This is a genomic window from Shewanella sp. 10N.7 (assembly GCF_020806285.1).
GTDB classification, from domain to species: Bacteria; Pseudomonadota; Gammaproteobacteria; order Enterobacterales; family Shewanellaceae; genus Shewanella; species Shewanella electrodiphila.
Window position 1 is genome coordinate 1 of the sequence record NZ_JAJGZS010000057.1, and the last position, 1,206, is coordinate 1,206.

Annotated in this window: 1 rRNA gene; it reads right to left on the bottom strand. The window is 48.9% G+C overall.

The features are described 5' to 3' along the window. A 23S ribosomal RNA gene (locus tag LMH66_RS20190) occupies window positions 1–1,163 on the bottom strand; the annotation flags it as partial. Window positions 1,164–1,206 lie beyond the last annotated feature (43 nt).

Sequence of the window (1,206 nt, forward strand, 5' to 3'; positions counted from 1 at the left end):
TAAGAGCAAACCCATAGCTTCGGTGTATTGCTTAGCCCCGTTAAATCTTCCGCGCAGGCCGACTCGACTAGTGAGCTATTACGCTTTCTTTAAATGATGGCTGCTTCTAAGCCAACATCCTAGCTGTCTAAGCCTTCCCACATCGTTTCCCACTTAGCAATAACTTTGGGACCTTAGCTGATGGTCTGGGTTGTTTCCCTTTTGACGACGGACGTTAGCACCCGCCGTCTGTCTCCCGAGTAGTACTCACTGGTATTCGGAGTTTGCAAAGGGTTGGTAAGTCGGGATGACCCCCTAGCCTTAACAGTGCTCTACCCCCAGTGGTATTCGCTCGAGGCGCTACCTAAATAGCTTTCGAGGAGAACCAGATATCTCCGAGTTTGATTGGCCTTTCACCCCCAGCCACAAGTCATCCGCTAATTTTTCAACATTAGTCGGTTCGGTCCTCCAGTTGATGTTACTCAACCTTCAACCTGCCCATGGCTAGATCACTCGGTTTCGGGTCTACACCTTGCAACTAAACGCGCAGTTAACACTCGGTTTCCCTACGGCTCCGCTATTCGCTTAACCTCGCTACAAAATGTAAGTCGCTGACCCATTATACAAAAGGTACGCAGTCACGGTCTCAAGAACCGCTCCCACTGCTTGTACGTACACGGTTTCAGGTTCTATTTCACTCCCCTCACAGGGGTTCTTTTCGCCTTTCCCTCACGGTACTGGTTCACTATCGGTCAGTCAGGAGTATTTAGCCTTGGAGGATGGTCCCCCCATATTCAAACAGGATGTCACGTGTCCCGCCTTACTCGATTTCATCTATGGTTAGTTTTCATGTACGGGGCTATCACCCTGTGCCGCTGTGCTTTCCAACACATTCCACTAACACCCCATAGACTTAAGGGCTAATCCCCGTTCGCTCGCCGCTACTAGGGGAATCTCGGTTGATTTCTTTTCCTCTGGGTACTTAGATGTTTCAGTTCCCCAGGTTCGCCTCATAACGCTATGTATTCACGTTATGATGACCACTTATGTGGCCGGGTTTCCCCATTCGGACATCGTTAGCTCAAATGCTTGTTACTAGCTCGCCAACGCTTTTCGCAAGTTACTACGTCCTTCATCGCCTCTGACTGCCAAGGCATCCACCGTATACGCTTAGTCACTTAACCATACAACCCAAATAAGTTTCTAAAAGAAACAGACTGTTGTTAA